At 72.7% G+C, this 6809-nt stretch carries 9 protein-coding genes; 4 read left to right on the forward strand and 5 right to left on the reverse strand.

Going from position 1 to position 6809, the window contains the following annotated elements:
* A partial coding sequence (locus tag HW577_RS17675; protein WP_198377465.1) for a hypothetical protein occupies positions 1-1361 on the forward strand: 1361 nt, incomplete at its 5' end.
* A gap of 36 nt (positions 1362-1397) precedes the next feature.
* On the opposite strand, the gene HW577_RS17680 is transcribed toward HW577_RS17675, so the two are convergent.
* A complete protein-coding gene (locus HW577_RS17680) occupies positions 1398-1880 on the reverse strand; it encodes a peroxiredoxin (protein WP_198377466.1) in 483 nt (160 codons plus the stop codon).
* A 103-nt stretch (positions 1881-1983) separates the two neighbouring features.
* Between HW577_RS17680 and HW577_RS17685 the strand changes: the two genes are divergently transcribed.
* Together HW577_RS17685 and HW577_RS17690 are read left to right on the forward strand one after the other, a co-directional pair.
* Entirely contained in the window at positions 1984-2571 is a 588-nt protein-coding gene (locus HW577_RS17685) for a YqgE/AlgH family protein (RefSeq protein ID WP_198377472.1), read from the forward strand.
* A gap of 179 nt (positions 2572-2750) precedes the next feature.
* Complete coding sequence (locus HW577_RS17690) at positions 2751-3092, forward strand: DHCW motif cupin fold protein (protein ID WP_198377467.1); 342 nt, start codon at positions 2751-2753, stop codon at positions 3090-3092.
* Here HW577_RS17690 and HW577_RS17695 read toward each other — a convergent pair.
* From HW577_RS17695 to HW577_RS17705, 3 genes are read right to left on the reverse strand one after another with little or no spacing between them, the layout of a single operon-like run.
* The gene (locus HW577_RS17695) at positions 3089-3442 is read right to left on the reverse strand and encodes an MmcQ/YjbR family DNA-binding protein (protein WP_198377468.1); all 354 of its coding nucleotides are present in this window, start codon (positions 3440-3442) and stop codon (positions 3089-3091) included. The two genes, HW577_RS17690 and HW577_RS17695, sit on opposite strands and share 4 nt — an antisense overlap.
* Complete coding sequence (locus tag HW577_RS17700; protein WP_198377469.1) at positions 3439-4299, reverse strand: TIGR01459 family HAD-type hydrolase; 861 nt, start codon at positions 4297-4299, stop codon at positions 3439-3441. Before HW577_RS17700 ends, HW577_RS17695 begins: the two co-directional genes overlap by 4 nt.
* Positions 4299-5357 (reverse strand): quinone-dependent dihydroorotate dehydrogenase, encoded by a 1059-nt coding sequence (locus HW577_RS17705; RefSeq protein WP_198377470.1) that lies wholly within the window; start codon positions 5355-5357, stop codon positions 4299-4301. The genes HW577_RS17700 and HW577_RS17705 overlap by 1 nt, the downstream gene beginning before the upstream one ends.
* An 80-nt stretch (positions 5358-5437) precedes the next feature.
* Here HW577_RS17705 and HW577_RS17710 point away from each other — a divergent pair, with 80 nt between their 5' ends.
* Entirely contained in the window at positions 5438-6310 is an 873-nt protein-coding gene (locus tag HW577_RS17710; protein WP_332837752.1) for a DMT family transporter, read from the forward strand.
* Here HW577_RS17710 and HW577_RS17715 read toward each other — a convergent pair.
* Entirely contained in the window at positions 6283-6639 is a 357-nt protein-coding gene (locus tag HW577_RS17715; protein ID WP_198377471.1) for a DUF952 domain-containing protein, read from the reverse strand. The genes HW577_RS17710 and HW577_RS17715 overlap by 28 nt on opposite strands.
* Positions 6640-6809: the final 170 nt, after the last annotated feature.

The following is a 6809-nucleotide window of genomic DNA, read 5'->3' on the forward strand; positions in this document are numbered from 1 at the left end:
CCCCGCCGCCCGCCGCGCCGCCGCGCACGACCGGCCTGCGCGCGACGCAGGGCCCGGGCGGCCCGGACTTGGTCGGCGCGACCTTCACCGTGCTGCGCGAGGGCGGCGAGACGCCAGTGCATGAAGGCCCCGCCACACGCCTTCCGCTCGCCCCCGGCCGCTACGTCGTCACCGCCTCGACCGAGGACCGGATCGGCAGCGTGACGGCCGAGGTGACGGCGCAGGGCCCGGCCGAGATCGTCGTGCCGCTCGCCGATGCGCTGCCGCGCGCCACGGTCCGCCCCGCCGCGGCGAGCATCGGTGCGACGGAGGTGCTCGCCATCGCCTGGGAAGGCCCGAACGAGCCGGGCGACTACCTGGTCTTCGCCCCCGTCGGCCCCAACGCGCAGGAACAGGAGACGCGCCACTACGCCCGGACCGCCGATGGCAGCCCGGCGCGGCTGCGCGCGCCGGCCACCGCCGGGGCCTATGAGGTGCGCTACGTCCTCGCCCGCGTGGGAAGGACGATCGGCCGCGCGGCGGTGACCGTCACGCCGGTCACGGCGCGCCTCGCCGCGGCGCCGGAAGCCCCCGCCGGCAGTGCGGTGGAAGTGACCTGGACCGGACCGCGCGCGCCGGGGTCCTGGATCGGCATCGTCCCGCGGGGGGCCGCGGCCTCGGACTACCTCTCGGGCGGCTACGCCAATGTCGAGGACGCCCAGTCGCCGCTGCCGCTGACCGCGCCCGCGGCGACCGGCGCCTATGAAATCCGGTTCGTGGAAGGCGTGGACGGCACCGTGCTCGCCTCGATCCCGCTGCGCGTGACGGAAGCACAGGCAAGCCTCGAGGCGCCGGAGAGAGCCATGGCCGGCAGCACCGTCACGGTGCGCCACACCCCGGCCACCGCGCCTTCGGGCAGCTTCGTCGCGGTGGTGCCGCCGGGCGCGGCACCGGGCGCCTATATCGGCAGCGCGTATTTCTCGATCGATGGCGGCCAGGGCGTGCTGCGCCTGCCCGGCACGCCCGGTGCCTACGAGGTGCGCTTCGTGCTGACGGCGGCGGGCAGCGAATCCGTCATCGCGCGGCGGCCCATCGCCCTGACCGCGCCACAGGCGACGCTGGAGGCGCCGCAGACCGTCGCACCGGGCGCGACGCTGGCCGTCCGCTATACCGGCCCGCGCGGCAGCGGGGACTACGTGACGATCGTCCCGCCCGATGCCGCGCCCGACCGCTACGAGGGCTATTTCAGCACCGAGACCGAGGGCACCGAAGGCAGCCTGTCCGCCCCAGACGCGCCGGGGACCTATGAGCTGCGCTACGTGATGATGGCGCCGGGGGCCGAGAACACGGTGGTCGCGCGCCGCCCGATCGTCGTGCGCTGAAGGGCCGGGCCCGGCGCAAGCCGGGCCCGTGCCGGATCAAAGGGCGGCGAGCACCGCCTGGCCGGACGACACTTCGAAGGCGCCGGGCGCCTCGACGGCGATGTGCGTCACCTTGCCGTCCTTCGCCACCAGGGCGAAGCGCTGGCAGCGCACGCCGAGGCCGCGCGCCGTCAGGTCGAATTCGAGGCCCATCGCCTTGGTGAAGGCCGCCGAGCCGTCGGCGATCATCGCCACCGCATCGCCTGCGCCCTGGTCCTTGCCCCAGGCGCCCATGACGAAGACGTCGTTCACCGCCATGCAGGCGATGGCGTCCACGCCCTTGGCCTTCAGCGCGTCGGCATTCTCGAGGAAGGACGGCATGTGCTTGGCCGAGCAGGTCGGGGTGAAGGCGCCCGGCACGCCGAACAGCACCACGGTGCGGCCCTTGAAGAATTCCGCGGTGTCGATCTCCTTCGGCCCCTCGGCGGTGGCCTGCATGACCTTCACGGCCGGAATCGCGTCGCCCACACTGATCGGCATGTCGTCCTCCTCATTGGCCAGCCGCATGTAGCGCGGGCGCGCCGGGCTGTCATCGGGGCGGGCGAACCTTGCGGGACCGCGCGGGGTGAGCCACCTAGGGGCCATGGCCACTTCGAAATCCCGGGCGGGCGCGGGTGCGGGTTACCTTGCCGGGCATCTTCTCATCGCGATGCCGGGCATGCAGGACCCGCGCTTCGACCACACCGTCGTCTGCCTCTGCGCCCATTCCTCGGACGGCGCGATGGGGCTGATCGTGAATCGGCCGTTGGCCGGCCTCGCCTTCGACGACCTCCTGCGCCAGCTGGAGATCGAACCGGCGCCGCCGCAGCGGCGCATCCGCATGGTCTCCGGCGGGCCGGTCGAGGGCGGCCGCGGCTTCGTGCTGCACAGCGACGACTGGACCGCCGAGGGCAGCCTGCCCGTCGTGCCGGGCCTCGCGCTGACCGCGAGCCTCGACATCCTCAAGGCGATCGCGGCCGGCGGGGGGCCGAAGGCGGGCGTGCTCGCGCTCGGCTATGCCGGCTGGGCGCCGGGGCAGCTGGAGGAGGAGATCCAGCGCAATTCCTGGCTCAGCGTGCAGGCCGACGAAGGCCTGGTGTTCGGCGACGACACCACCCGCACCTGGGACGCGGCGCTGGCCAAGCTTCGGGTCGATCCGGCGCTGCTCTCCGCCGCCGCGGGGCACGCCTAGAGCAATATCCGATCAGCCGGGAACGGCTGCTCGGATTTCTTGCTCTCGAAACTATTGATTTTACAGCACGAAATCCGATCACACTGACTCAGTGTGATCGGATAGTGCTGTAGCACCGGATGGACGGGCCCGCCGCGCGCGGGCACCGTCCCGGGCGCGACAGGCCCAAGGACCCGACGATGCGCATGTCCGCCATCCCCTTCGACACCACCGACTGGTCGGCGGTCGAACCGACCCGCCATGCCGGGGAGGAGGGCGAGGCGCTGTGGCGCACGCGCCATGTCGGCCCGGCGGAGAATCCGATCCGCGTCCGCATGGTCGAGTACTCGCCCGGCTACGTCTCGGACCATTGGTGCGAGAAGGGGCACGTGCTGCTGGTTCTGGAGGGCGAGCTCGAGACGACGCTCGCCGATGGCCGCGTCTTCACCCTGACGCCGGGGATGTCCTACCAGGTGGCGGATGGGGCGGAACCGCACCGCTCGCGCACCGCCAAGGGCGCGCGGCTGTTCATCGTCGATTAGTCGGGCAGCGTCGCGGCCAGCCGCTTCGGCGCGGTCATGCGCCAGGAGCGGCGGATGAGCGCGGCCACCTCATCCCAATCCGGCCTGCCTTCTAGCACCACGCCGATCCAGCCCTTGTGGCCGACATAGGGCGGGCGGAAGAAGCGTTCGGGCGCGGCTGCCACCAGCAGCTCCTGCACCCCGCGGGGGGCCTTGCACCAAAGCGCGGCGCCGCCTCCTTCCATCGGCGACCACATGCAGAAGATGCGGTTGCGCACGCGCCAGGTGGGCACGGCCCAGGTCTCGATCTCCTCGGCCTCCGGCAGGGCGAGGCAGATCCTGCGCAGGCGGGCGGTCGCCCGCGCGCTCACCAGCGCAGGGAGCGTAGCGCCGCGATCGGGCGCACGCCCTCCTCATGCGCCACGGTGGCGAGGTGCTCGGCGGAGGGGTCCTCCCCATGCGCATCGGCCGCGAGGCCCGTCAGCGCCCACAGCGCGTCGAGCCCGGCGGCCTGCGCGCCGGCGAGGTCGGTGTGCGGGCTGTCGCCGATGGCGAGCACGCGGTGCCGCGGCGGATTGCCGAGCAGGTCCAGCACCGGCTCGTACACCTCCGGGTCGGGCTTGCCGACCTCCCGCACCGCGCCGCCGAGGGCGAGGTAGATGTCCGCCAGCGCGCCGGCGCAGATCACCTTCTTCCCCGCCACCATCACCGCGCGGTCGGGATTCACGCAGACCATCGGCAGATGCGCCGCGGCGCAAGCTTCCAGCACGGGGCGGTAGGGATCCGCACTTTGCGGGCCCAGCCGGTCGTCGGGGCCGGTGTTGAGCAGGAAGGTCGCATCGCGCGGCTCGGCGACGATCTCGGCGACACCCTCCTCCACCACCGAGAGGTCGCGCTCCGGCCCGATATGGACGCAGCGCGCGCCAAGGCCGGCGAAGAAGGGATCGCGCCGCGCCTTGAGATGCCGCCAGGACACCTCGCCCGAGGAGATGATGCCGTCATACAGCGCGCGCTCGAGCCCCATTCGGTCCAGCATGGACGCGACCATCCAGGCGCGGCGCGGCGCGTTCGTCAGGAACACGATGCGTTTGCCGCGCGCCTTCAGCGCCGCCAGCGCCTCCGGCACGCCGGGATAGGGGCGGCGCCCGTCATGCACCACGCCCCAGAGGTCGAGCACGTAGCCGTCGTAGCGGTCTGCGATCGCCGCGATGCCGTCGAGGATGTCCATCACGCGTCCTTGCCGACGGCGTCGGCGACCGAAGTGAATCCATCGCGCCTGAGCAGCGCGGCGAGGCCATCGGCGAGCCGCCGCGGCAGCACGGGCCCGGCATAGGCGAAGCCGGTATAGACCTGCACGAGCGAGGCGCCGGCGCGGATTTTTCCATACGCCTGCTCGGCCGTGGCGATGCCGCCCACGCCCACCAGCGCGATGCGCCCGCGTGCGATGCGGAACACCTTTCGCAGCACCTCCGTCGAGGGTGCGAAAAGAGGCTGGCCGGACAGCCCGCCCGCTTCCTTCGCGGACGAGGATCGCAGCGTCGCCGGCCGCGCGATGGTGGTGTTCGAGACGATCAGCCCCGCGACGCCGCGCGCGAGGCAGGCGTTGACGATCGGCCCCAGCGCGTCGTCTGCGAGATCGGGCGCGATCTTGACCAGCAGCGGCGGCGTGCGCGGCAGAGTGGCGCGCGTCGCGGCGATGGCATCGAGGATCGCGGCGAGCCGTTCCTCCCCCTGCAGGTCGCGCAGGCCCGGCGTGTTGGGGGAGGAGACGTTGACCGTCACATAATCCGCATGCGGCGCGACGGCGGCATAGAGCGCGGGGTAGTCGCGCTCCGGATCCGCGCCTTCCTTGTTGATGCCGATATTGGCCCCGAACACCGCGGGCAGCGGCCGCGGCAGCGCGGCGATCCGCGCGACATAGCCATCGAGCCCGCCATTGTTGAAGCCCATGCGGTTGATCACCGCCGCGTCTTCCGGCAGGCGGAACAGGCGCGGGCGCGGATTGCCCGGCTGCGGGCGGGGCGTGACGGTGCCGGCCTCGACGAAGCCGAAGCCGAGCCGCATCAGTGGCGCGACCGCCACCGCATCCTTGTCGAAACCCGCGGCGAGGCCGATCGGGTTGCTGAATCGCAGGCCGAAGCATTCCGTGGCGAGCACCGGATCGTCCGCGCCCGAATCCCGGCCGGCGAGGCCCGCGGCCAGGGCCTTCAGCGCGAGCCCGTGCGCGGTCTCGGCATCCAGGCCGCGGATCAGCGGCATCAGGGCGGAAGCGATGGAGGGGGTCATGGCGGCCGTCTTCTGCCCCGGTTGACGCGGCGGGGGAAGCCCGTCCAGAAGCGCGCAGAACGGCACGGCGGGATCAGAGGGTGCGGGGCCCGGTCTTCCTGGTCGCGGCGATGGCGCTGTTCGGCGTGCTCGACGCGAATTCCAAGCTTCTTGCCGGGACCTATCCGGCGAGCCAGGTGGTGGCGTTGCGCTACGCGACGCTGCTGCTGGTGCTGTTCGCCGCGCGCGCTTGCGTGCCCGGCGCGGGGGGCAGCCTGTCCACCGCGCATCCCTTCCTGCACCTCGCACGCGCGACCTGCATGCTGGGCTCGGGCCTCGGCTTCTTCCTCGCGCTGCGGGAAATCCCGCTGGCGGAAGGCTACCTGGTGTACTTCACCGCGCCCTTCCTCACGCTCGGGCTCGCCGCGCTGGTGCTGAAGGAACGCACCGGTCCGGCGGTCTGGGGGTGGTCCTTCCTCGGCTTCGCGGGGGTGCTGCTGGCCATGTGGCCGGGGCTGGCCGCGGGCGGGCCGGTCGGCGCCTATCTCTGGGCGCTGCTGGGCACGGCCTGCTACGCGGCGGTGCTGACCATCAACCGCCTGTTGCGGCACGAGACCGGGGCGGCGGTGCTGATCCTCTGGTCGTCCCTGCCCGGGCTGCTCGTGCTGTTTCCCTTCGCGGCGATGGAATGGGTGGCACCGGGGCCGCGCGACCTGCTGGCCCTGATGGCGAACGGCCTGTTCGCGGGCGGGGCGACGCTCTGCCTCGCCATCGCCTTCCGGCACGATTCGGCGGCACGGCTCGCGCCGCTCGAATTCTCTGCGCTGATCTTCGCGGTCGGCTTCGACCTGCTGATCTGGAATGTCTGGCCAAGCGGCTGGACGCTGGGCGGCGCCGTGATCGTCGTCTTCGCCTGCCTGATGAGCCAGCGGGCGGCGGGATCAGGTCACGGGACGCCTTCGGGGAAGCGGTGAAGCCCATCCGCGCCGAGCGGCAGGGGCACGACGCGCACCACCGCCGACAGCGGCAGGGACGCATAGAGATGCGGAAACAGCCCGGGCCGTCGGCCGCCCGACGCCGGTTCCCACTTCAGCGCATCGCCGAGTGCGGCGGCGTCGGCCTCGACCATCAGCAGGTCCGGCACGCCGGCGCGGTGCTTCGCCGCGCTCGCCCGCAGCTGGCCGGCGGTGGAGAAATGCAGGAAGCCGTCGCGGGCGTCATCCGCGCTGCCGGCATAGGCGCCGGCGGCCTCGGCGGCGCGCCAATCGGCTTCGCGCACCAGCGTGTAGATGAAGCGGTCCATGGCGCGGGCCTTTAGCGCGGCCGCGCGCCTCAGGCGAGGTCCTCGGCGCGGTAGAAGCAGAAGCCGCCGATCTCGGCCGAGGCCGCGCGGCCGAGCGCCCAGCCGGGCAGCGCCGCCGCGTCGTGCATATGGGTCGCCCCGCCGGTCGGGTCCGGCAGCGCGCCCGCCAG

Source organism: Neoroseomonas rubea, assembly GCF_016106015.1.
Classification (GTDB): domain Bacteria; phylum Pseudomonadota; class Alphaproteobacteria; order Acetobacterales; family Acetobacteraceae; genus Neoroseomonas; species Neoroseomonas rubea.

Bases quoted from the DNA above. Each gene is read 5' to 3' on its own strand.
- HW577_RS17680 (WP_198377466.1), bottom strand. From the start codon at position 1,880: ATGCCGATCAGTGTGGGCGACGCGATTCCGGCCGTGAAGGTCATGCAG.
- HW577_RS17685 (WP_198377472.1), top strand. From the start codon at position 1,984: ATGGCCACTTCGAAATCCCGGGCGGGCGCGGGTGCGGGTTACCTTGCC.
- HW577_RS17690 (WP_198377467.1), top strand. From the start codon at position 2,751: ATGCGCATGTCCGCCATCCCCTTCGACACCACCGACTGGTCGGCGGTC.
- HW577_RS17700 (WP_198377469.1), bottom strand. From the start codon at position 4,299: ATGGACATCCTCGACGGCATCGCGGCGATCGCAGACCGCTACGACGGC.
- HW577_RS17705 (WP_198377470.1), bottom strand. From the start codon at position 5,357: ATGACCCCCTCCATCGCTTCCGCCCTGATGCCGCTGATCCGCGGCCTG.
- HW577_RS17715 (WP_198377471.1), bottom strand. From the start codon at position 6,639: ATGGACCGCTTCATCTACACGCTGGTGCGCGAAGCCGATTGGCGCGCC.